The organism is uncultured Parasphingorhabdus sp., assembly GCF_963975735.1.
Lineage (GTDB): Bacteria > Pseudomonadota > Alphaproteobacteria > Sphingomonadales > Sphingomonadaceae > Parasphingorhabdus.
This window is the reverse complement of sequence record NZ_CAXBIA010000018.1, coordinates 27,202-49,618: the sequence shown is the minus strand read 5'-3', so window position 1 is coordinate 49,618 and position 22,417 is coordinate 27,202. Positions and strand designations below refer to the sequence as shown.

Here is a 22,417-nt window from a genome sequence, read left to right as displayed (position 1 = left end):
ATTCGTTCTGGTGGCGCAGCTTGAGTTTCGCAGTGCTTAGGCCAATAAAATTGTTGTCGCTGAAAATAAATTTTCGGCAACCGTCCTGACTTTTGTTGCCCGAGATGTTGCCCCGCGCATGATTTTAGCTCAGACATTTTCGAGGATATTTCAATAAATAATTGAAATAATGGTGAGCCCTGCTGGGTTCGAACCAGCGACCTACTGATTAAAAGTCAGTTGCTCTACCGACTGAGCTAAGGGCCCCTCGATCGGCTGTGCAGTCCGCAAAGCCGTCGGGAAGCGCCTCCCTAGGGACGCTTTGTTTCATGGTCAAGCGGCTTTGGCGCTTTTTCCTGTCGTTTCTTGGGGCGGCGGTTGCGGGCGTCCAGTTGGGCGATGGTCCGGCCGGTCAGGGGATCGCGCCAATCGCCCGCTATTTGCGCCGCCGGGCGAAGCACAAAGCTGCGCTCGCGCATCAGTGGATGGGGGATGGTGAGGGCGGGCGCGTCGCCGTCAAACGCCCCGCCGCTCCACAGCAGGATATCGAGATCGAGCACCCGGCGCGACCAGGCCTGACCCCGCCGGCGGCCGAATTCCGCTTCGATGTGCTTGAGCCGGTCGAGCAGGTGAGGGGGATACAGAGTCGTTTCAATGAGTGCGACAGCATTGGCATAGGACCGTTGGGAGGGACCGATTGGCCGCGAGGTGATTACTGTGGATATTTTGGCAATACTCAGATCGTGCGCGGCAAGCCGCTCGATCGCTGCAGCAAGAACGTCACGCGGCAGGCCAAAGCGCTGGTGGCGCTGGTTCGAACCGAGGGCGATCAGATAGAACATATGCGGCAATCGAGATCCTGTGCGATACAGAAGGGACGAGAACGGAACAAAGGGTTCCAAGCGGGTGTATCGGCTGCTATCATGCAATCAATGTCAAGGAAATCAAGGAGAAGCTTCGTGCGCCAGCATCATATCGCTCTATCGAGCGTGGCCCTTTTGTCCCTCATGGTTGCCGGATGCAGTAAGGAAGGTGTGTCCCCGGGTGAAGTCAGCGGCAATGTTGCGCGCGCGGCATTGGTCGGTGCGGACCAGGCACAATATGGCGAAGTGATTGTCGCGCAGGGCGATAACGGTCTGCTGGTCAATATCAAGGCGCAGGGCATGTCGCCCGGCCAGCATGGTGTGCATATCCACGAGACCGGCAAATGCGTAGGTCCCGATTTCAAATCCGCTGGCGGCCACTGGAACCCTGCTTCGAAGCAACATGGATTCGACAATCCGCAAGGGGCGCATGCCGGCGATTTCTTCAACCTCGATATCGGCGCCGACGGCACCGGTGCGCTGGAAGCACTGGTTCGCGGCGCGACGCTCCGCGACGGAGAAAATGCCCTGCTTGATGCTGATGGCGCCGCCTTTGTCGTCCACGCAGGTCCGGATGATCTGAAGACCGATCCTTCCGGTGAAAGCGGCGGACGGATAGCTTGCGGCGTGTTCGTCGGCGGGCGTTGAGCCAACCAGTTTGTGAATGAAGATTAGAGTATTTTTATGAGTGTGTCGGTTCTGTTTGTTTGTCTGGGTAATATCTGTCGTTCTCCGCTGGCCGAAGCTGCCCTCCGTCAGGAATGCGCCGGCGCCGGTCTGAACATCATCATCGATTCTGCCGGCACCGGTGACTGGCATGTCGGACATGCGCCAGACAAGCGCGCGCAAGCGGTTGCGGTAAAAAACGGCGTTGATATCAGCCATCTCCGGGGGCGCCAGATATGCGCAGCGGATTTTCACGATTTCGATCATGTGATCGCGCTGGACAACCAGAATTTGAACGATTTGAAAGCGATGAAACCGGCCAGCGCAGCTGCGGAAATTTCGCTATTGTCTGACCATCTCGCGGGCAGGGCAGGCGAGGATGTCGCCGACCCATATTATGGCGAAGAGGCTGGCTTTGACCAGACCTGGGCAGAGGTTGCCGAGGCCGCCAGGAATCTCAGGAAATGGCTTGAAACCGTCTAGGAAATAAAGATTTCCTTCGATATCGGATATTCATGTCCCTCCGTTGCCGCGACGAAAGACGAGCCGGTTTCCGGCAATGTTCAGAACTGCTATTCAGGGTCACTGCAGCAAACGGCAAGGCGCGATTGGGCGAGATTGCGCTTCGGCAAATGTTCCTGATCGACAAAGCCAGCGTGGTTAAGGGAACGCGATAGATTTTATCTATCGGAACGCCGTCGGTTTTTTTAGAGCAGCGCGCCGGTTTCCCTTGAAAAACATGCGCTATTACCCGATATTGTAAACAACAGAGCCCGTTTACCGGCTCGTTAATTTGAGGAGTATGCATATTATGGCTTGGCAAGACCCAAGAACAACCTTCGGGCAGCCCGCTGTGGGCACGGCACCGCAGACGGAGGTCGCGTATGACGCCGGCCTGCGTACCTATATGCTCAAAGTTTATAATTACATGGCCAGCGGCGTATTGCTGACCGGCGTAGTGGCAATGCTGTTCGCCAGCTCCGGCCTCGCCCAGGACATCATGTTCGGCGGCGGTCCGTTGAAATGGGTGATCATGCTGTCGCCATTGGCCATCGTTTTCGCGATGAGCTTCGGGCAGAATAAATTTTCCACCTTCACGCTACAGGCGATGTTCTGGGGCTTCGCGGCTCTCATGGGCATGTCGATGTCGACGATCTTCCTGGTCTATACCGGCGCTTCGATCGCACAGACATTCTTTGCCACCGCCGCCGCTTTCCTTGGCCTTAGCCTTTATGGTTACACGACCAAGAAAGACCTGTCCGGCATGGGCAGCTTCCTGATCATGGGCGTTATCGGCTTGCTGGTCGCGATGGTCATCAACATCTTCCTGCAGTCGACAATGATGAACTTTGTCATCAGCGCGATTGGCGTGCTGATCTTCGCGGGCCTCACCGCTTATGACACGCAGCGGATCAAGAGCATGTATGCCTATGTCGCCGGAACCGATATGGTCGGCAAGACCGTGGTCCTCAGCGCGCTCAGCCTGTATCTGGACTTTATCAACATGTTCCAGTTCCTGCTCTTCTTCATGGGCAACCAGGATTAGACAGCAGGTCGAGTCAGAATATCGAAAAAGCCCGGCAGGAAACTGTCGGGCTTTTTTGTTTGGCAGTTCGTCGAGATTTGACTGCTAATGCTGGACAAGCGTCAGCGCGAATCATAAAGAAATCGCTGTTGTTCAGGGAGAGTGATAGTATGCCGCGTTTGAAGGATTTACGTCTTGTTTTGGTAGCTGGCGGATTGGCTTTTCTGGCCGCCTGTCAAACAGCGCCACCTCCGCCACCACCTGCTCCCGTTGTACAGCCGCAATATACGCCGCGTGCACCGACACCTCCATTTGGTGCGAGTAACCTGTCCGTGGTTCCCATGCTTCGTGCTGACGGCCTGCGCGACACAATAAACCGTGATCTCGGCCCGCTGGAAACCCTGTGGCATGTCCGGGCGGCGATGAACGTGGCGGCGTTAAGCTGCACCGGTCCGCTATATGAGCGGCTGGTCGACGACTATAATGCGTTCATCAATAATAACAGCGCCTCGCTGCGCAACGCGAACAACGCGATCATCCGGAAATTCCAGCGCGATGTCGGTGCCGGTTACAAGACGGAGCATGATCGTCACCAGACGCAGCTCTATAACTACTGGTCTTTCTCTCCGCTTCGCCGGCCCTTTTGTGATCAGGCCGTGCAGATCAGCCAGCGGGCCATTGTAACCAAGTCTGCCGACCTCAACGCATTTGCGGAACAGGCTTTGCTGGAACTGGAAAAACCGTTCACCGACTTTTATCTCGCTTACGAGGAATATGAACGGGACCTCGAAAAATGGAACATCCAATACGGTCAGCCAGCTGCCGAGACTGGTCAGCCGGCTTTAGCCTATGAAGAGCCAGCCGCCGGAGAATGACTTGTCTCTAAACGATTAAAAAAGGCCAGGCGGGCATCCCGTCTGGCCTTTTTTCTGTCCGGTTCCGGCGATCAGCTATTTTCTGCGATCAGGGCGTCATCGACCGCTTTGGCCGATTCATAGGCATCACGGTGTATCAACCGCTCTCCGTAAGCGATAAAGGAATCCCGCTTGGGCAGGGTGCCGAACTGCGTACCCCAAACCAATTGCGCGCCGACATAGACATCGGCCATGGTGAAGCGGTTGCCGCAGACATAATCATCGGTCTGGAATTTGCGATCCAGCGCATCGACAACATGATCGTAATTTCCGTAACCCGCCAATTTCTCTTTGTCCGGTTCGACTTCGAAACCCATTGAGCGGTTGGTGATAGCCGATTCGAGCGGGCCGGCGGCAAAGAACAGCCATCGATAATAATCCGCGCGCTCGTCCGCGGTCGGGGCGAGTCCGGCATCGGGAAAAGCGTCCGCGAGATAGGCGCAGATGGCAGCCCCTTCGGTCACGACCTTGCCGTCATGATCAATCGCCGGCACCTTGCCCATGGGATTGATAGCGAGATAGTCCGGAGCCTTCATCGTGGTGTCATATTCCAGCAGCACCTGCTCATAGTCGGCGCCCGCTTCGTGCAGGGCCCAGCGGGCAGTCTGGCCGCGAGACATCGGATTGGTGTAGAATTTCAGGGTCATCTCATTTTCCTTCCTGGTTTAAATTGTCCAAATGCTTTTGATATTTCTCTCTCTGTTGCCGCGAAAATTCTTCGAGCGATCGGTTCGCGGCCGGTTTGTAGCGATCACCGGTTGGCGCGAGCTTGGCGATGCGGTCGAGCCGGAATGCGCGGAAATTATCGCGCAATTCGCACCATCCCACCAAAGTCCAGACCTTGCCCCAGAACCAGAGTCCCAGCGGCTGGACCGTTCGGTTGGTGGTGGATCCGTCCTCGTCACTATATTCCAGGGCCACAATCTCCCGGGCATCGATGGCCTGCTCGCAACGGTCGATCAATTCTCTCGCCTGACCTGCCAATCCTATCGAGGGCGAGAATATTTTGGTGTCGCCAACGCGGCCTCGCTCGGTCTCCGGCAAAACCGCCTCGATCTTGATCAAAGCCTCTTCGGCCGCAGCCATCATCGACGTACCGCCCCAAGCCTTGACCATCCGCGCGCCTGTAACCAGCGCGACAATCTCGTCGCGGGTGAACATTAATGGCGGCAGGTCGAAACCGCTACGCATGATATAGCCGATGCCGGCTTCTCCGTCGATCGGCACGCCGGTGGACTGGAGATCGGCAATATCACGATAGATGGTGCGTTCGGAGACTTCCAGACGCTCGGCCAGACGGGCTGCCGTCACGAGCCGGCCTCCGCGCAGATATTGGACTATCTGGAAAAGGCGGTCGGCTCTGCGCATCAGTCGTTATATTTGAAGATACCGAGGCTGTTGCCCTCTGTATCCTTCGCGTAGAAAAACGCGCCCGACGGGAGCGAAATGGTCTCGGATACCACTTCGCCGCCGCTGGCCCTGATCCGGTCCATCGCACCGGCCAGTTCGCCAGCGACGGAAAGATGCGCGGTGATACCATCTCCGGCTGTCGCTGGCTTGCCTGCATAGAGATGGCCGCACATCGCGCCATTGGCGCTGGGGATCATCTGCATGGTCTGCGGGCCGTCATTATTCTCGATTAGTGACGTCTCGAGCACGGCTTCGTAAAAGCCTTTGGCGCGGTCGAGGTCGGTTGCGGGAATTTCCACCCAGACCAGTCTGTCATATATTGTCTCGGTCATTTGCTTGCTCCTCCTTGTTGATTGAACAAGCACCGGATATCATAACCCTCCTGACAGCATTATGTCAGGAGGGTTTCGACATGTGCAGATAGTTGCGCGGATTGTCTACTTTCGTGCGCCGACCAGAGCGAAGGCCGCTCCTTGCGGGTCGACCGCGTTGAGCTGGAACTCGCCGCCCGGAATTTCATCCGGTTCAAGCCTGATCTGACCGCCCTTGGCGATAATGGTTTTTACCGCCTCATCAATGTCAGCGACCCGGAAATAATAGGTCCACGCCGAAACCGGCATTGCGTCCGGCTTGTCCATCATCGCGCCGATCATGAAATCATGGCGGAGAAAATTATACGTGCCCATCGGGCCCATATCCATCTCTCCATCCTTCTCCCAGCCAAACAGATCATGATAGAAGTTGAGCGCAGCCGCCGTGTCGCTGGTGGCGAGCTCGTTCCACGCGCAATGACCGATCGTCGGCTCGGTCGCCGCAAAGGCGAGGCTGGTTGCGTCCGGTTTATCAGCCGGCGGGATCGGCTTCATCACATAGAATGGAGCGCCTTGCGGATCGGCGACCAGCGCGAACCGCCCGACACCGTCTATATCCTGCGGCTGCATATGAACGCTGCCGCCGGCGGAGGATATTGCCTCCGCCATCCGGTCAACGTCCTCGACCGTGATATAACCCAGCCAGCATGGCTGCGCGCCATTGCCAGTCATTTCCGGTGTCATCGGCATCACGCCTCCGACCCCGTTGCCCTTCATCGAGATCTCTCGATAATCCTTATCGGCCTGACCGCTATCGGCAAAATCCCATCCGAGCAGCTGCCCGTAAAAATCCTGCGCGTCGTCGGCGTCGCTGGTCAGCAATTCATACCAAATGAAATCACCATGTTTGTTGGACATATTTCCTGCTCCTTATTGTCCCAACGTGACGACGGGCTGAAAGCCGCCAAAGATCATCCTTTTGCCATCGAAGGGCATCGGATTCTTCACCGGATCCATCCGTGGATCGGCGTTGTCCGGATCTTCCATTGCTGCTTCCAGTTTCGCCATGCCGGCATCCCGCGTCGCCTTGTCCGGCCATTCGATCCACGAAAAGACGATGCTTTCATCCTCGTTGGCCTTCACCGCCTTGCGGAAATCGGTGGTGCTGCCTTCCGACACGTCGTCGCCCCAGCATTCCACCACTTTCAGGGCGCCCATTTCGACGAACATGCTGTCCGCATTATTGGCATGATCGATAAATTTCTGTTTGTTGGCGGTGGGAACCGCGATTACAAATCCGTCAATATAGCTCATCACTCTCTCCTTGGTTTTGTTCGGGTCAGGCCATCTGTGGCTCGTATTCGGCAAACGGTTCTGTCTGTGCCTTCAATGCGCGCTGGAACGCAGGACGCTGCTCGCCGCGTTGCTGATAGGCGGCAAGGGTGGGGAAGCCTGCCACCATGTCCGTGTGTTTCACATTCCTCAGCACCGTCACCATCATGATATCTGCGATGGTGAAACGGCCGGTCAGCCAGTTCTTGTCGCCCAGCGCATCGGAAACGCTTTGCAAGCGCGCCTCGGCAAGTTCGACCGCTGCCGGCCGCGCTGCCTTGGCCCAGTCCTTGTCGGCGTGAAATATATCATAGCTGACAATCGTGGACAACATCGGCTCGACGCTGTTGAGCGCCGCGATCAGCCATGCCGTCGCTTCCCAACGGTCCTGAAGCTTGCTTGGCAGCAGCCGTTCGTCCTGTTCGCCGAGATAGAGCAGGATCGCTCCGCTTTCGAACATCCGGACATTGCCGTCGTCAAAGGCCGGCACCTGACCAAAGGGTTGCCATTCGCGATATTTGGCATCGCGCGGCTGGGTCGCGTCGAACAGGCTAGTGTCGTAGGGCCGTTCAATTTCCTCCAGCGCCCAGCGGATCCGGATATCGCGGACCATGCCCTGCGCGAAATCGGGTACCCATTGGAAGGCGGAAATTTTGATATCAGAATCGGAATCGGCAAGCATTTTCATTCTCCTTTCAGTTTCAGCTAATCATTTTCTGACAGGCGTGCAGTTGGCGACCGCCAGCTCCTTGCCGCCATCGGACGAGCATCCAAAGCCCGTTGAGATGGCCATCATCTGTCGCCTAATTCTCGCAAAGCTCGGCCAACTGTCCCGCGCATGCCTTCCAGCCCTGCTCGAAACCCATCTCCTGGTGCTGGGCCTGTGCTTCCTTGGTCCAGTGGCGTGCGGTGGCGGTGTAGCGGGTGCCGCCATTCTCCGCTTCGATCTCCCATATCCCGATCATGAACGGACCAGCCGGCTCGAGGTCGCCGACAATCGCGTCGGTAAAGGCAAAGCGCCGACCCTCGTCCCAGGCCAATACCAGACCGGGATGGGGATGAACCTCGCCGTCAGGGCCATACATGGTGCAGTTCGAAGCTCCGCCAGCGTGACGCTCAAGTGTTTCGAACTCCGCCCGCCAGGGTTTCGGGCACCACCATTGCTCGATATGGTTGGTCATAATATCCCAGACCTTGTCCGGTGGTGCCGCAAAATGGCGGGTTATCGATAGTTCGTGATGGCTCTCTTGTGTCGCGGTCATATCCTGTCTCCCTGCTTAGTCACGTTCCGGCGCACCGCCGGGGAAAAAATGTCGATAGGGCCGTGCATCGTCGACCGCCCGTTTGACCGATGGCCGTGCCAGCAGGCGGGACCGATAAGCCTTGAGCCGTTCCAGTCCGTCCGGGATCGGATGCACCCAGTCAGCATAGAAAAGCGATGGTGCGGCGGCACAATCGGCCATGGTGAACGCATCCCCGACCGCCCAATGATCGCCCAGATGCGCGTCGAGCCAGGCATAGCTTTTGTCGAGAATCGCACAGCCTTTGTCGGTTTCTGACGCATCGGCGCGACCGAGCCGTACTTCGACCACACGCTGCATCGCGTTCATCACATAATTGTCGAACATCCGGTCGAACATCCGTGTTTCGACACCTGCCATCCCGTCCGGGATCAACCTGGGTTCGGGATGGATGAGTTCCAGATATTCGATAACTGCCGTCGCTTCGAAGATGGTCCGCTCACCGTCCGCCAGCAGCGGAAACTTGCCGGTTGGTGAGCGTCGGGCGAATTCCGCGCTATTGCTTTGATGGTCCCCGTCGAGTTGCCGGAATTCAAACGGGATGTCCTTCTCCCACAGGGGGATCAGCGCTTTCCATGTGTAAGAGGAGAAGGGATGACCAAAAAGCTCGATCACGAGACTTCACCCCGTACAGCCGCTTCAATCGTCGCTATGTCGATTTTCTGCATCGGCATCATCGACTCGAACGCGCGTTTTGCGACATCCCCGCCTTGCGCCATTGCATCGGTCAGGACGCGCGGGGTGATCTGCCAGTTGATCCCCCATTTGTCCTTGCACCAGCCGCACTGGCTTTCGGTACCGCCATTATCGACGATCGCGTTCCAGTAGCGGTCGGTCTCTTCCTGCGTGTCGGTATGGACCACAAAGGAAAAGGCCTCGCTTTGCGGAAAGGCAGGGCCACCGTTCAGTCCGAGGCAGGATATGCCCAATACGGTAAAGTCTACCGTCAGATCATCGCCTTTACTGCCGCCGGGGAAATCGCCGGGCGCTTGCCGGACGGCTCCGATTGCGCTGTCGGGAAAGGTGGCCGCGTAAAATTCCGCTGCCGCCTTTGCATCTTTGTCAAACCACAAGCAGATTGTTGCTTTCGACATAAACATTCTCCTCTCCTTCGTCCCGCAATCAGGCGGCGGGTTGTTCTGCCCCTTCACCCATTGTTGCCATCGCAGCATCCATGTCCATCCACGCCGCTTCCCACACATGGCCGTCGGGATCGGCGAGATTCCGGTTGTACATCCAGCCATGGTCCTGTTTCGGATTGATATCGGCGGTGCCGCCACTGGCCGCGGCGGCCTCGTTCATCCTGTCGACCGCTTCGCGACTGTCGCAGGATATCGCCAGCATCACCTCGCTCGAAGTCGACGGCGGGATCGGACGGTTTGTGAAGCTGCGCCACTTGTCGTGGGTCAGCAGCATCGCGTTGATCGTCTCGCTCCAGACCATGCAGGCGGCCGTTTCATCGGTAAATTGGGGGTTGTTGGAAAAACCAAGGGCCTCGTAGAAGGCCATAGAGGCGTTGAGGTCGGTAACGGGAAGGTTTACGAAAATCATCTTGGTCACTTTTACATCCTTTCGTTCATTTCAGGGTATAATGGTCAGGGGAAACAGCAGCCTCGGGGAAGGTTGCGGCGTAATATTTCGCGGATATGTCTGAAGCATTGCTCACGATCCCGTCTCCTTCCCGAATAGCAACGAGACATAATGCTTGAGATGCCGGATATTATCGCGGGCGATCTCGGGGCTGCCCTTCGCCTTCGCCAGTATGAAGGCGCCCTGCAGTACGGCCTGGACATGATAGGCCAGACTCAGTGCGCTGATGCCGCCGCCGGCGATGTTATTGACGATGCCATGCTGGTCGATCGCGGCCTCGATGTCTTCGGCCAGCCTTTCGGCATAAGCGGTAAGGCTGGCATCGCTTGCCTCGCGCAGAATGTCACTGCTGGCAAAGCTCTCCTGCACCATCGTGCCTACGAAGCAGGTAAAATCCTCCGCTGACCCTTCGATCATCGCGGCACGAAAATCGATATGGGTGAGAAGCCGATCGAGCGGATCCGGCATTCGTGTCCATTCGGGTAGCGTGAATATCAGCTGTTCGGCGCGTTCGGTCCAGGCTTTTGCTGCTGCCGCGCCCAATGCTTCCTTGCTGGCAAAATGGTGGAAAAATGCACCCTTGGTTACTTTTGCTTCCGCGCAAATCTGGTCAACCGAGGTGGCAGAAAATCCGCTGTGCCGGACCAGTTTGATCGCGGCATCGAGCAATTTTGCCCGAGCATTGGGCTTGCCGGCTGGGATGTTTCGAATCGCGTTCATGTCGTCAACATACCAACTAGTCGGTATGCGTCAATATCCTGATTGATCCTTATCGTCGGACAGGATCGATGCACTTGATTTCAAGACGAAAAAAAACGGCGTGGGATTAGCCACGCCGTTTTCATATCTTGCTGGGTTTGAAGCCCGACTGGCGAAATTATTTTGTCTCGCTGTCGGCCTTTTTCTTGGCCGGAGCCTTCTTTTTCTTCGCCTTTGGTGCGGCTGCCGTGGTTTCGAAGGTCAGGTTATTGTCCTTCAGGTGAACCTTGACCTCGCCGCCGTTCTTGAGCTTGCCGAACAACAGTTCCTCGGCGAGCGGCTGCTTGATCTTCTCCTGGATCAGGCGGCCCATCGGACGGGCACCGTAAAGCTTGTCATAGCCGCGCTCGGTGAGCCATGCCTGCGCATCCTCGTCGAGCGTGATATGGACATTCTGGTCGGCCAGTTGCAGCTCGAGCTCGAGAATGAATTTCTCGACCACCCGTGCCACCACTTCGGTCGGCAGATAGGCGAAGGGAACGATCGCATCCAGACGGTTGCGGAATTCCGGGGTGAAGGTTTTCTTCACCGCTTCCTCGCCGGCATCTTCCTTGGACATATTGCCGAAGCCGATGCCTTCTCTTGCCATGTCGGACGCGCCGGCATTGGTTGTCATGATCAACACCACGTTGCGGAAATCGACGGTCTTGCCGTGATGATCGGTCAGCTTGCCGTTGTCCATTACCTGCAGCAATATGTTGAACAGGTCGGGATGGGCCTTCTCGATCTCGTCGAGCAACAACACGCAATGCGGATTCTGGTCGATGGCATCGGTCAGCAGACCGCCCTGGTCATAGCCGACATAGCCCGGAGGCGCGCCGATCAGGCGCGAAACGCTGTGGCGTTCCATATATTCGGACATGTCGAAACGCTTGAGCGGAATGCCCATGATCGATGCCAGCTGCTTGGCGACTTCGGTCTTGCCGACGCCGGTCGGGCCGCTGAACAGATAATTGCCGATCGGCTTTTCCGGTTCGCGCAGCCCCGCACGCGACAATTTTATCGCGCTGGACAGTTTCTTGATCGCTTCGTCCTGGCCAAAGACCACGCGCTTGAGATTTTTTTCCAGACTCTCGAGCGTTTGCTTGTCATCCTTGGACACGGATTTGGGCGGGATCCGCGCCATTGTCGCGATCACGGCTTCGATATCCTTGGAGGTGATCATTTTCTTGCGGCGCGAAGGCGGCAACAGCATCTGCATCGCGCCGACTTCGTCGATCACGTCGATGGCTTTGTCCGGCAGCTTGCGGTCGTTGATATAGCGGGTGGACAATTCCACCGCCGATTTCAACGCATCGGGCGAATAGCGAACCTTGTGATGCTCTTCGAAAGCACCGCGCAGGCCGGTAAGGATCTTGATTGTATCCTCGACCGACGGCTCGTTGATGTCAATTTTCTGGAAGCGCCGCAGCAGTGCCCGGTCCTTCTCGAAATGGTTGCGGAATTCCTTGTAGGTGGTCGATCCGATGCAGCGGATGACGCCGCCGGACAGGGCCGGTTTCAAGAGATTCGATGCATCCATCGCGCCGCCGCTGGTCGCGCCGGCACCGATCACGGTGTGGATCTCGTCGATGAACAGGACCGCATCCGGCATTTTTTCCAGCTCGGAAACAACCTGTTTCAGCCGTTCTTCGAAATCACCGCGATAGCGGGTTCCGGCCAGCAGGGCGCCCATGTCGAGCGAGTAGATGACGGCCGGAAGCAATACTTCCGGGACATTGCCCTCTACGATACGCAGCGCCAGACCCTCCGCAATCGCGGTTTTACCGACGCCGGGTTCGCCGACATAGAGCGGGTTATTCTTCGAGCGCCGGCAAAGGATCTGCACCGTCCGGTCGACTTCTGCCTGCCGCCCGATCAACGGATCGATACGGCCATCAGCAGCCTTTTTGTTGAGATTGACGGTAAACTGGTCGAGCGCCGTCTCTTTCTTGCTCTTTTCTTTCTTGTCCTCTTCACCTTCCATGCCGGACAATTCTGCCGGTTCGGCGGTCTGACCGCCCTTGCCGACACCATGGCTGATAAAGCTGACGGCATCGAGCCGGCTCATATCCTGCTGCTGGAGGAAGTAGACCGCATAGCTTTCCCGCTCGGAAAATAGCGCGACCAGCACATTGGCGCCGGTGACTTCATCCTTGCCGGAAGATTGAACATGCAGGATTGCCCGCTGGACAACCCGCTGGAATCCGGAAGTGGGGGAGGGGTCGATGGCTTTCTCGACCTTCAGGGAATCGAGTTCGCTGTCGAGATAAAGAACAACTGCGTCCTCCAGCTCGCCCAGATCGACACCGCACGCGTTCATCACTTGAGAGGCATCGCCATCTTCAATCAACGCTAGAAGGAGATGCTCGAGAGTCGCATATTCGTGGCTGCGATCAGAAGCATTTTTCAAAGCCTGATGCAGGGTTTTCTCGAGCGATTCCGCGAATGATGGCATATAATTTACTCCAATATCGGGACGGTGATACCGCCCCCTGTTGCCGAGACCGATGTTGTCCCATCTGGTTCCGGACTTTAACCAATAGCTTATACTCTAGATCGTGAGCCTTGCCTTAAACGTCAAGAGCGTCAAGCCTCGGATCTGTAGCAATTGGCCAAAGCTGCCAATTTTTCGTCTCACTTCTCCTTTACGGTCCAATTTGGAACGGTTGAACCCAACTATTATTAAACAAGGTTAACAAATGGTTTAGCGAATGCCAGCCTTTATCATTTTTTGAACAGATTTTCTGCGCTGGCACGGTGCGTTACGGCGAAGTTTTTCTTCTCTTCACAGCGGCTTATTTCCGATTTCAGCAAAGAAATTCTTTGATCGAGTTCGTCCACCGATAATGGATCAAGATCCTGTTTGACCAACACGGCCACAGGATCATTGGCATTGCGTGGTAAATTATCGTCATCGTCCATGAATCGACATTCCTCCTGCAGGGTAATGTTGACCGCCCGCGCTTTGCTGTCAATAAGGGCGAGAAATAACGGGGGCACGCAAAATCCCCGTGGGGGGTATATAATGGCCGTATCGGAAGTGTTGCAAAAAGAAATGACCGCCATCGCGATTAGCGAGCCGGGCGGACCGGAAGTCTTGAAGGCTGAAACCGTTGCGGTTCCGCAGCCAGCTCAGGGCGAAGTGTTGATCCGCGTCGCTGCTGCCGGCGTGAACCGGCCGGACGTGGTGCAACGGATGGGCCTCTATCCTGTGCCGCCCGGCGCGTCGCCGCTGCCTGGTCTGGAAGTGTCCGGTACCGTTGTGGCGCTGGGCGCCGGCGTCGAACCGGAATGGATTGGCCGCAAGATTTGCGCGCTGACCAACGGCGGCGGCTATGCGCAATTTTGCGTCGCTCCGGTACAGCAATGTTTGCCGGTTCCCGACTGCCTGACCATGGCCGAAGCGGCGGCTTTGCCGGAGACTTTGTTCACCGTCTGGGGTAATTTGTTCAATCGCGGCTTTGCCCGTGAAGGGGAAACGGTTCTGGTTCATGGCGGCACCAGCGGTATCGGGACGATGGCGATCAAGCTTGGCAAGCTGTTCGGTCTGGATGTCATCGTGACTTGCGGCAGCGACCAGAAATGCACCGCCGCAAAGCAGATCGGCGCCGATCATGCGATCAACTACAAAAGTCAGGACTTTGTCGAGGAGATCAAGAAGATCACCGACGGCAAAGGCGTGGAAATCGTTCTCGACATGGTCGCTGGCGACTATGTCGCGCGTAATATCCAATGTCTGAAAGAAGACGGCCGCCACGTCACCATCGCGGTTCAGGGCGGGCTGCAGGCCACGATCAACATGGCCCATGTCATGATGAAACGACTGACCCTCACCGGTTCGACGCTCCGGCCACAGTCGGCCGAGCGCAAGGCGCTGATGGCGGATGAACTGCACAGCTATGTCTGGCCCGACGTGGAAGCGGGCAAATTGAAGCCGGTGATGGACGAAAGCTTTCCGCTTGCCGATGCTGCCAAGGCCCATGCCCATATGGAAGCCGGCAATCATATCGGCAAGATCGTGCTGATCGTCGAATAGCCCGATGAGCGGTGAAATAGATTTTCACGGCGCAAAAGTGGCTTTCTTCATCGACGATCATATTCTGGTCTATCGCCGGGACGACAGGGCGGACATTCCGTTCCCCAATATGCTGGACTTGCCCGGTGGTGGCCGGGAAAATGGCGAGAGCGGTGCGGAATGCGTGGCGCGCGAAACATTTGAGGAATTCGGCATCCGCATCGCGATTGACGAATTGGATCATGTGCAAACCTACCCGAACTGGCGCGGATCCGGCGCGGTAGCTCTGTTCTTCGTCTGCCGGTTATCGGCCCATATTCTGGACGAGATCGTCTTTGGCGATGAGGGGCAGGGCTGGCAAACCATGCCGGTTGCTGAATTTCTGGCTAGCAATGACGCCGTGCCGCACTTGCAATTGCGGCTTCAGGAATATCTGAAAGCGTAGGTCTCCCGTCACCAAAACTTCATAAAACGGGAATCCGGCTGTCACAATCAGCCCGTAAAGCCACACCCATGGATCGTTTCCCATGGGAGTTTTCAATGGCCAAACAATTTCCACCCGTTAGCAGAGCGGATATTCCGCTGCTCGATGCCGACCGATACGAAGCGCGGCTGAAGCGCAAACCGCTTGTCCATTCGCGCGACCGGACCCGATATCGAACCATATGGATATCCGATATCCATCTCGGCACACGCGGTTGCAACGCCGATCTGCTGATCGATTTTCTCGACCATGTCGACAGCGATACGCTCTATCTGGTCGGTGACATCATCGACGGCTGGCGCTTGAAGAAGAGGTTTTTCTGGCCGGACGGTCATAATGACATCATCTGGCGCATATTGAAACGGGCCCGGCGCGGCACCCGCATCGTCTATATTCCCGGCAATCATGACGAGATGTTCCGCCAGTTTACCGGGCTGAATTTCGGCGGGGTGGAAATCCGGCGTTCGGCGATCCACGAAACCGCCGACGGTCGCCGCCTGCTGGTGCTGCACGGTGACGAATTTGATACCGTCATGCTCGCCCATCGCTGGCTCGCCTTTGTCGGTGATGCTGCCTATGTGACCCTGATGCGGGTGAACTGGCTGGTCAACAAGCTGCGCAACCGCCTGGGCCTTCCTTACTGGTCCCTGTCGAAAATGGCGAAAAACAAGGTCAAAAACGCGGTCGAGTTTATCGGCCGTTACGAAGAGCTTGTAGCCAAGGCGGCGGAAAGCCGCGGCGTTGACGGTGTCGTTTGCGGCCATATCCACACCGCCGAGCATCGCGTGATCAAGGGCATCGAATATTATAATGACGGCGACTGGGTCGAAGGCTGTACTGCTCTTGTCGAATGCGACGACGGCAATATGCAGATCCTGCACTGGGCCGACGAGATTGCCGCCCGGAACGCCAAGCAGGAGCAACCGGTGCGGTTGATAGCGGTGGAGGCTAATATAGGCCGCAGCGACATGGGGCAGGCGGCATGAAGATCGCTCTGGTGACGGATGCGTGGCATCCGCAAGTCAACGGGGTGGTGCGGACGCTCGATACGGTTATCGGTCTGCTGCGGGACAAGGGGCACGAAATTCTGGTGATTTCGCCGGACCTATATCGCTCCGTCCCGGCGCCCAGCTATCCGGAGATCCGCCTCGCGTTCACCCGCGCGCGTACCGTCGGCAGGCAAATCGAGCAATTTGGCGCGGACGCGGTCCATCTGGCGACCGAAGGGCCGCTCTGCGTCCAGGCGCGCCGTTGGTGTCGCAGAAATAGACGTCCATTCACAACCGCCTATCACACACAGTTCCCGGAATATCTCGCCAGACGCACGCGAATGTCACCACGCATATTCTGGCCCTATATCCGCTGGTTTCACCATGGATCGGAAGCGATCATGGTCTCGACGGAAAGCATCCGCAACCAGTTGCGCGGCGAGAAGCTGAGCCATGTCCATCACTGGAGCCGCGGCGTCGATCTGGCAAATTTCCGTGCAGATGCTCCTACGCCCGGGATTTACGGACAAATCAAGCGGCCGATCCAGCTTTATGTCGGTCGGGTGGCGATCGAAAAGAATATCGAGGCCTTTCTGTCGAGCGATCAGCCGGGATCAAAGGTCGTGGTCGGTGACGGACCGGCGTTGGCGGGGCTCAGATCGCGCCATCCGGAGGCGCATTTTGTCGGGAGGCAATCGGGCGAGCAACTGGCCGGCTATTATGCCGGAGCTGATGTCTTCATATTTCCGAGCAAGACCGACACTTTCGGTCTGGTGATCATCGAAGCCCTCGCGTGCGGTACGCCGGTTGCCGCCTTTCCGGTGACCGGGCCAATTGATATACTGACGGCAACCAGTGGTGCGATGGATGAGGATCTGGACGTGGCAATACAGCGCGCGCTCGGGCTCAATTCCACCGATTGTATTGCGCGTGGTAAGGACTTTAGCTGGGACGCCAGCGCCAGCCAGTTTCTGAACGGACTGGTGTCGCAGGAACGGCGGCAGGATTATCATTTGTCGCGACGGATCCTCGCAAAAGCGATTTTTGCGCGCGTATAGCCAAATATCTTGCCGTCTTCTTCCAAACGGCCTACATAAGCTTCCAACAGGCCGTCTCCGCAAGGGGGCGGCCCTTTATTTTTATATTCCGCTGGCGTAGAAATGCCAGCCATTGGAAGGATGCCATCATGGCCGAACAAGCAACTCCTCTTATGCAGCACGCAACTGCCAGCTGGCTCGTCGACAACACGGCGCTCAGCTTTGTACAAATTGCCGAATTTTGCGGTATTCATATTCTTGAAGTCAACGCGATGGCCGATGATCTCGCCAGCTCCAAATATACCGGACGCGATCCGGTGCAGGCGCACGAACTGACCCACGAGGAAATCGAGAAAGCGGAGAAGGACCCGGATTACCGGATGGTCATCCAGAAGGGCCCGGACCAGATTCGCCGGACCAAGGGACCGCGCTACACGCCGGTTTCCAAGCGTCAGGACAAGCCCGACGGCATCGCCTGGCTGCTGCGCAACCATCCGGAGATTTCCGATGCGCAGGTTGGCAAGCTGATCGGTACCACCCGTACAACGATTAGCGCCATCCGTGATCGTGAACATTGGAATATCGCCAATATCGCACCAAAGGATCCCGTGACATTGGGTCTGTGTTCACAGCGCGAACTGGATGCTGTTGTTGCCAAGGCCGCTAAAAAGGCCGGCATCGAACCGGAAGCCGAAGATGAAACGAAGCTGGGCGGCGACAAGGAAGCCTTGATTGCCGAATTGCGCGAGGAACGCGCACAGGCTACCCGCGATGCAGAAGCTGCATTGTCGGGTGAGGCAGGCGAAGAAGAAAAAGCGCCCGTCGAGCATACTGCAGAGACGCTTTTCAAAGACAGCTGAGCCGTTGCGGCTTGCGCCGGTGCTGGTGATCGGGATAGCGATGCTGCCGGAGGGGACTTCAGCAGGCGCTGGCTGGCATGTCCGGCAATTGCCCAAAGCCAGTCAACCAGTGATTTAACTAGTCGATTAAACCGGCTTGCGCTTGCCGTGATTCAGGGGCTATGGCTGGCCCATGGATGCTCCCTTAAAACCGCCCGCATATGATGCAATGCTCGCCGATCATGGCTTTGACCCCATTGAATCGGACGGACTGACCTATCCGCTCGGCGACTATGAACCGAAATATGGCGAATATTTTGAACTGATGCCCGGCATCGGCTGGACCCGCACGCCGGTGCCCGGTCCGCTGGGCCATATAAACAACTGGGTGCTCGCCGACCGCCATGAAGACGGCAGCGCAGGCTTCGCCATTGCCGACACCGGCCTGTTCATGCCGCAGGTTGTCGAAGCGTGGAAACATCTGTTCGAGGAAGGCGCGCTGCAAGGGCAGAGCGCTACCAAGATTATCGTGACCCATTATCACCCCGATCATGTCGGTTGCGCCGGCTGGCTGGCAAAGCGGTTCAAGGCGCCTTTGCACATGAACCGCACCGAATGGATGCTGACCAAGATGCTGATCGCCGACAAACGCGACGGCGTCCCGCAAGAGGCGCTGGACGAATGGCGTTTCTGCGGCTGGGAACAGAATCTGATCGACGATTTCGCTGCCAAGGGCTGGGGACGCTTCGCCCGCGCCGTGTCGGACCTGCCAATCGGCCATATCCGGATGGAAGAAGGCACCAGAGTGCGCACCGGCGACCATGAGTGGCGGGTGATGATCGGCAACGGTCACACACCCGAACATGCCTGCCTGATCGACGACAGCGCCAGGGTGATGATCTCCGGCGACCAGATACTGCCGCGGATCACATCGAATATCTCGACCATGTTGAGCGAACCGACCAGCGACCCGCTCGGTGAATGGCTGGCAAGCATCGCTCATTTCCGTGCCCAACTCGATAATGACCTGCTGATATTGCCGGCCCATGGCCGACCGTTTCTGGGCGCGCATCAGCGGCTCGATACGCTGGCATTGCGCCACAACGAGGCGCTGGACGATCTGGAACAGGGGTTGCGCGAAAGCCCAAAGCGGGTGGTCGACAGCTTCCCCTATCTGTTCAGACGGCCGATCACGCCGGATGTTATCGGCATGGCCAGCGGAGAGGCGATGGCGACGCTGAGGCATCTGGAATATACCGGACGGGCTACGCTTGAGATGAAGGACGGCACCGCCTGGTATAGCGCCGCTTGATATCCGCGGTCGATACAGCGGCTAGGAGTTATTCCCGATCAATGGGTGGCCGACTTGGCATCCTGTGGCGGTTCGACATCGCCGCTGGTGCAGTGCAGGGCGTAGCCGCGCAGGAAAATCGCCAATGCGACCAGCGAAATTATGCCCGCCAACCCGAATGGTGCGCCCGGTATATAGTAAATGCTTCCCGCGACAGTGAACGCCGCGAAAACGGCCGCGAACAAGGGTGGTCCGATGACCGAGGCGAGGCTCTGCAGGCTGGCCACGGCGCCTTGCAGCTCGCCTTGCGTGTCATCGGATACCGCGTTGCTCATCAGGCCGTTTATCGACGGCTGGAACAATCCCTGAAGCGAGCCGACCGGAATCGCGAGGAAGATCAACCATCCCTGATCGGGGCCAGCGACGACATAGAAGACCGAACTGATCGCCATGGAAAGCGCGGCGATGATGACCGCGTTGCGCTCGCCAATGCGCGGGATCAGCACCCGGATCAAAAGGCCCTGGACGATCGCGGCGCCAATACCGACGCAGGCGAGCGCCATACCCACGGTCCATTCGCTCCAGCCGAAGGCTTCCATCGCGTAAAAGGCGAAGATGATTGGATAGACGACATGGGCCGTCATCCATATCGTCAGCGATGCGGCGTACCAGAAGACGATCTTGTTCTGGCCATGCAGGCCCTTGAGCGCGACAAAGGCGTTGGCGCGAGCGATATTGAAGGGGCGCCGTTTTTCCCGCGGCAGGCTTTCCTTGAGCATGAAAAACCCGAAAAGGAAATTGACCATAGCCAAAAGGCCGGCTGCGAAAAAGGGTAGACGAGTGCCATATTCCCCCAATATGCCGCCAATCGCCGGGCCAAATATGAACCCCAGTCCGAATGCGGCTCCAATCAGGCCGAAATTCTGCGATCTTTGCTTGGCCGACGAGATGTCGGCAATATAGGCATAAGCGGTGCTGAAACTGGCACCCATGATTCCGGCGACGATCCGCGCGATGAATAGCCATAACAAGGTCGGTGCAAAGCCCATCAGGACATAGGCGATGGCATAGCCTCCCAATGCTGCGAGCAGCACCGGCCGACGGCCATAGCGGTCAGACAGATTGCCGACGATCGGACCAAAGACAAATTGCATCGCGGCATAGGCAAAGGCCAGCCAGCCGGCATAGACCGCAGCGTTGGAAATCGACTCACCGGTGATATCGGTAATCAGTTTCGGCAGGACCGGCATGATGATGCCGAAGCCGAGCATGTCGATCAGTACGACCAGAAAAACGAAGACCATGGATGATTTGGCGACGGGAGGAGGGCTGGACTCGGACATTGGATCATCCCCCTACACCCTGGTCTTGCCGAAAGGGAGGCATAAACGTCAGGAATTTTCATTGTCAGTTAGTGCTGCTTCACTTACGTAAATATCGATGACCGAAACTTATCCTGACGAGCCGCCGATCTGGAAATCGCGCTATAATCATCCCACGCCATGGGACCAGTTTTATGCACCGCTGTCGATGCCCGGAATGTTCTTCCGCTCGGCCGGCCGCCGCGGCGACGCCAATCTGCTCGATTTCATGGGCCGCAAATATAGCTATTCCGAGGTTGCCGCCGGAGTCGTCCGTGTGGCCAAGGGGCTGCAGGATCTCGGAGTCCAGAAAGGCGACCGGATCGGTCTGTTTCTGCCCAATGTCCCGCATTATGTTACCGCATATTACGGCGCGATGGCGATCGGTGCGACGATCGTCAATTTCTCGCCGCTCTATACGGTAGATGAACTGAACCATCAGGTGGAGGATAGCGGCACCAAGATCCTGTTCACGCTTTCCGCCACCGCGGTTTTCCCGACCGCCTATCAGGTGCTCGAGCAGTCCAGCCTCGAGCGGCTGGTGGTCGGCAGCATTTCGGGTGCGCTGCCAAAGGGCAAGGCGCTGCTCTATTCGCTATTCCGCCGCAAGGAGAACAGCCCGCAGCCCGAAGATGACCGGATCACCGTTTTCTCGGACCTGACCGACAATGACGGTAACTACAAGGCACCCAATATCCGTCCGGACAAGGACATTGCTCTGCTGCAATATACCGGTGGCACAACCGGCACGCCGAAGGGCGCGATGTGCAGTCACCAGAATCTGACCGCCAATGCGCGGCAGATCAACGGCATCGATCCGTTTCTCGACGAGCCCGATCGGGTGATGGGCGTGCTGCCGTTTTTCCATGTCTTCGCCAACAGCGCGGTACTCAACCGCACCGTCGAACGCGGCGGCGAGATTGTCATGCTGCCGCGCTTTGACGCAAAGCAGACGTTGAAGGCGATTACCCGCACAAAGATCACCGCAATGCCCGGCGTGCCGACCATGTATCAGGCTTTGCTCGACCATGCCGATATCGGCAAAACCAATTTTTCTTCGCTGAAAGTCTGTGTCTCGGGCGGTGCGCCGCTGCCGATGGAGCTGAAGAAGAAATTCGAGGCGACCACCGGGGCAAAGCTGGTCGAAGGCTATGGCCTGACCGAAAGCTGCGGCGTGGTCAGTGCCAATCCCTATATGGGGCTCAACAAGCCCGGTACGATCGGGCAACCGGTCCCCGGAACGATTGTGAAACTGGTCGACAAAAGCGATCCTACCCGGCCCGCGCCGGAAGGCGAACCGGGCGAATTGATATTTTCCGGACCGCAGGTAATGCAGGGTTACTGGAATTTGCCGGCAGAAGACGACCAGGTGTTTGTGAACGGCTTCCTGCGCACAGGTGATGTCGCGACGATCGACGAGGACGGCTATATCAAGATTGTCGACCGTCTGAAGGATATGATCTCGGTCGGCGGCTTCAAGGTCTTTCCGAGCCATGTCGAGGAAGTGCTCTACCAGCATGAGGCGATCAAGGAAGCTTTGGTTATCGGCGTGCCCGACGCCTATCGCGGCGAGAGTCCGAAAGCCTATGTCGCGCTCAATCCGGGAATGGATGCCACGGGAGAAGAGCTGAAAAAATGGCTCAATCCCCAGCTCGGCAAGCATGAACGGGTGATGGATGTCGTGGTCCGGGACAGTCTGCCCAAGACGATGATCGGAAAGCTCGATCGCAAGGCGCTGCGGGCCGAGGAACTGGACTAGTCCCGACTGG

Annotated in this window: 26 protein-coding genes and 1 tRNA gene; 11 read left to right on the top strand and 16 right to left on the bottom strand. The window is 57.3% G+C overall.

What is annotated here, in order from left to right; all coding sequences use genetic code 11:
* Positions 1-170: 170 nt before the first annotated feature.
* A tRNA-Lys gene (locus AACZ86_RS14855) sits at positions 171-246 on the bottom strand.
* Positions 247-290: 44 nt separating this feature from the next.
* Entirely contained in the window at positions 291-821 is a 531-nt protein-coding gene (folK, locus tag AACZ86_RS14850; RefSeq protein ID WP_339693848.1) for a 2-amino-4-hydroxy-6-hydroxymethyldihydropteridine diphosphokinase, read from the bottom strand.
* A gap of 117 nt (positions 822-938) precedes the next feature.
* Between folK and AACZ86_RS14845 the strand changes: the two genes are divergently transcribed.
* The 4 genes from AACZ86_RS14845 (at position 939) to AACZ86_RS14830 (ending at position 3,908) form a co-directional block, all read left to right on the top strand.
* The gene (locus AACZ86_RS14845; protein WP_339693845.1) at positions 939-1,490 is read left to right on the top strand and encodes a superoxide dismutase family protein; all 552 of its coding nucleotides are present in this window, start codon (positions 939-941) and stop codon (positions 1,488-1,490) included.
* Between the two features lie 36 nt (positions 1,491-1,526).
* Complete coding sequence (locus tag AACZ86_RS14840; RefSeq protein ID WP_339693841.1) at positions 1,527-1,991, top strand: low molecular weight protein-tyrosine-phosphatase; 465 nt, start codon at positions 1,527-1,529, stop codon at positions 1,989-1,991.
* Positions 1,992-2,319: 328 nt separating this feature from the next.
* Complete coding sequence (locus AACZ86_RS14835) at positions 2,320-3,054, top strand: Bax inhibitor-1/YccA family protein (RefSeq protein ID WP_339693838.1); 735 nt, start codon at positions 2,320-2,322, stop codon at positions 3,052-3,054.
* 149 nt (positions 3,055-3,203) lie between these two features.
* On the top strand, positions 3,204-3,908 hold the full coding sequence (locus AACZ86_RS14830) for a hypothetical protein (protein ID WP_339693835.1): 705 nt from the start codon (positions 3,204-3,206) through the stop codon (positions 3,906-3,908).
* Positions 3,909-3,979: 71 nt separating this feature from the next.
* On the opposite strand, the gene AACZ86_RS14825 is transcribed toward AACZ86_RS14830, so the two are convergent.
* The 13 genes from AACZ86_RS14825 to AACZ86_RS14765 all read right to left on the bottom strand — a co-directional run bounded on the left by AACZ86_RS14825 (position 3,980) and on the right by AACZ86_RS14765 (position 13,554).
* Positions 3,980-4,594, bottom strand: a complete 615-nt coding sequence (locus tag AACZ86_RS14825; RefSeq protein ID WP_339693833.1) for a glutathione S-transferase family protein — start codon at positions 4,592-4,594, stop codon at positions 3,980-3,982.
* A gap of 1 nt (position 4,595) precedes the next feature.
* Positions 4,596-5,315 carry a YafY family protein gene (locus AACZ86_RS14820; RefSeq protein ID WP_339693832.1) on the bottom strand — a complete coding sequence of 240 codons (720 nt, stop codon included), beginning with the start codon at positions 5,313-5,315 and terminating at the stop codon, positions 4,596-4,598.
* Positions 5,315-5,689 carry a VOC family protein gene (locus AACZ86_RS14815; protein WP_339693831.1) on the bottom strand — a complete coding sequence of 125 codons (375 nt, stop codon included), beginning with the start codon at positions 5,687-5,689 and terminating at the stop codon, positions 5,315-5,317. Before AACZ86_RS14815 ends, AACZ86_RS14820 begins: the two co-directional genes overlap by 1 nt.
* Before the next feature lie 105 nt (positions 5,690-5,794).
* On the bottom strand, positions 5,795-6,586 hold the full coding sequence (locus AACZ86_RS14810; protein ID WP_339693829.1) for a VOC family protein: 792 nt from the start codon (positions 6,584-6,586) through the stop codon (positions 5,795-5,797).
* A 12-nt stretch (positions 6,587-6,598) separates the two neighbouring features.
* Complete coding sequence (locus AACZ86_RS14805) at positions 6,599-6,982, bottom strand: DUF1428 domain-containing protein (protein WP_339693827.1); 384 nt, start codon at positions 6,980-6,982, stop codon at positions 6,599-6,601.
* Positions 6,983-7,007: 25 nt separating this feature from the next.
* Positions 7,008-7,682: a glutathione S-transferase family protein gene (locus AACZ86_RS14800; protein WP_339693826.1), complete on the bottom strand. Its 675-nt coding sequence runs from the start codon at positions 7,680-7,682 to the stop codon at positions 7,008-7,010.
* Between the two features lie 121 nt (positions 7,683-7,803).
* Positions 7,804-8,262: an SRPBCC domain-containing protein gene (locus AACZ86_RS14795; RefSeq protein WP_339693824.1), complete on the bottom strand. Its 459-nt coding sequence runs from the start codon at positions 8,260-8,262 to the stop codon at positions 7,804-7,806.
* A gap of 15 nt (positions 8,263-8,277) precedes the next feature.
* The gene (locus AACZ86_RS14790; RefSeq protein ID WP_339693822.1) at positions 8,278-8,916 is read right to left on the bottom strand and encodes a glutathione S-transferase family protein; all 639 of its coding nucleotides are present in this window, start codon (positions 8,914-8,916) and stop codon (positions 8,278-8,280) included.
* Entirely contained in the window at positions 8,913-9,395 is a 483-nt protein-coding gene (locus AACZ86_RS14785) for a VOC family protein (protein WP_339693821.1), read from the bottom strand. The genes AACZ86_RS14790 and AACZ86_RS14785 overlap by 4 nt, the downstream gene beginning before the upstream one ends.
* Positions 9,396-9,423: 28 nt before the next feature.
* Positions 9,424-9,861 (bottom strand): VOC family protein, encoded by a 438-nt coding sequence (locus AACZ86_RS14780; RefSeq protein ID WP_339693819.1) that lies wholly within the window; start codon positions 9,859-9,861, stop codon positions 9,424-9,426.
* A gap of 102 nt (positions 9,862-9,963) precedes the next feature.
* Positions 9,964-10,611 (bottom strand): TetR/AcrR family transcriptional regulator, encoded by a 648-nt coding sequence (locus tag AACZ86_RS14775; RefSeq protein ID WP_339693817.1) that lies wholly within the window; start codon positions 10,609-10,611, stop codon positions 9,964-9,966.
* Between the two features lie 157 nt (positions 10,612-10,768).
* Positions 10,769-13,087, bottom strand: coding sequence for an ATP-dependent Clp protease ATP-binding subunit ClpA (gene clpA, locus AACZ86_RS14770; protein WP_339693816.1), 2,319 nt, complete (start codon positions 13,085-13,087; stop codon positions 10,769-10,771).
* 269 nt (positions 13,088-13,356) lie between these two features.
* Entirely contained in the window at positions 13,357-13,554 is a 198-nt protein-coding gene (locus AACZ86_RS14765; RefSeq protein WP_339693815.1) for a DUF1192 domain-containing protein, read from the bottom strand.
* A gap of 103 nt (positions 13,555-13,657) precedes the next feature.
* Here AACZ86_RS14765 and AACZ86_RS14760 point away from each other — a divergent pair, with 103 nt between their 5' ends.
* From AACZ86_RS14760 to AACZ86_RS14735, 6 genes are all read left to right on the top strand, one after another.
* Positions 13,658-14,668, top strand: a complete 1,011-nt coding sequence (locus tag AACZ86_RS14760; RefSeq protein WP_339693813.1) for an NAD(P)H-quinone oxidoreductase — start codon at positions 13,658-13,660, stop codon at positions 14,666-14,668.
* Positions 14,669-14,672: 4 nt separating this feature from the next.
* Positions 14,673-15,092 (top strand): NUDIX hydrolase, encoded by a 420-nt coding sequence (locus tag AACZ86_RS14755; RefSeq protein ID WP_339693812.1) that lies wholly within the window; start codon positions 14,673-14,675, stop codon positions 15,090-15,092.
* Between the two features lie 95 nt (positions 15,093-15,187).
* Entirely contained in the window at positions 15,188-16,117 is a 930-nt protein-coding gene (locus tag AACZ86_RS14750; RefSeq protein WP_339693810.1) for a UDP-2,3-diacylglucosamine diphosphatase, read from the top strand.
* Complete coding sequence (locus tag AACZ86_RS14745) at positions 16,114-17,178, top strand: glycosyltransferase family 1 protein (RefSeq protein WP_339693809.1); 1,065 nt, start codon at positions 16,114-16,116, stop codon at positions 17,176-17,178. Before AACZ86_RS14750 ends, AACZ86_RS14745 begins: the two co-directional genes overlap by 4 nt.
* 152 nt (positions 17,179-17,330) lie before the next feature.
* Positions 17,331-18,017, top strand: a complete 687-nt coding sequence (locus AACZ86_RS14740; protein ID WP_339693851.1) for a DUF1013 domain-containing protein — start codon at positions 17,331-17,333, stop codon at positions 18,015-18,017.
* A 172-nt stretch (positions 18,018-18,189) separates the two neighbouring features.
* Positions 18,190-19,308, top strand: a complete 1,119-nt coding sequence (locus tag AACZ86_RS14735) for an MBL fold metallo-hydrolase (protein WP_339693807.1) — start codon at positions 18,190-18,192, stop codon at positions 19,306-19,308.
* A 38-nt stretch (positions 19,309-19,346) separates the two neighbouring features.
* Here the strand turns inward: AACZ86_RS14735 and AACZ86_RS14730 are convergent, their stop codons facing one another.
* Positions 19,347-20,630, bottom strand: a complete 1,284-nt coding sequence (locus AACZ86_RS14730) for a TCR/Tet family MFS transporter (RefSeq protein WP_339693805.1) — start codon at positions 20,628-20,630, stop codon at positions 19,347-19,349.
* 97 nt (positions 20,631-20,727) lie between these two features.
* Here AACZ86_RS14730 and AACZ86_RS14725 point away from each other — a divergent pair, with 97 nt between their 5' ends.
* The gene (locus tag AACZ86_RS14725) at positions 20,728-22,407 is read left to right on the top strand and encodes a long-chain fatty acid--CoA ligase (RefSeq protein WP_339693804.1); all 1,680 of its coding nucleotides are present in this window, start codon (positions 20,728-20,730) and stop codon (positions 22,405-22,407) included.
* Positions 22,408-22,417 lie beyond the last annotated feature (10 nt).